We start from the raw sequence: 312 nt of genomic DNA on the forward strand, positions 1-312 counted from the left end.
ATCGAGAATGTAGTATTTGAGTATCCACGATGGCACGATCAGGACGGGCTCATGCCACACGGTCGGCGTCAGTGGTTCGTACTGGATCAGTTCGATCAGCGCGGAACGATAGACGACCTTGCCGGGCAATGTAGTATTTGAGTATCCACGATGGCACGATCAGGACGGGCTCATGCCACACGGTTGGCGTCAGTGGTTCGTACTGGATCAGTTCGATCAGCGCGGAACGATAGACGACCTTGCCGGGCGTGGTTGCAACGTCGCGCCCGAGTTGATGGGGGGCGAACCTGCGGATCGAACTGCCTGGTATGC

Annotated in this window: 1 protein-coding gene and 1 pseudogene; both read right to left on the reverse strand. The window is 57.4% G+C overall.

Going from position 1 to position 312, the window contains the following annotated elements:
* Positions 1 to 129 (reverse strand): hypothetical protein (locus tag VSR34_RS39025; RefSeq protein ID WP_342965311.1); only part of this gene is annotated, 129 nt, incomplete at its 3' end.
* Positions 128 to 312 (reverse strand): annotated as a pseudogene (locus VSR34_RS39030) (poly-beta-hydroxybutyrate polymerase); the annotation flags it as partial. The pseudogene VSR34_RS39030 and the gene VSR34_RS39025, both read right to left, overlap by 2 nt.

It is taken from the genome of Paraburkholderia sp. JHI2823 (genome assembly GCF_038900695.1).
In the GTDB taxonomy this organism is placed as follows: Bacteria; Pseudomonadota; Gammaproteobacteria; order Burkholderiales; family Burkholderiaceae; genus Paraburkholderia; species Paraburkholderia mimosarum.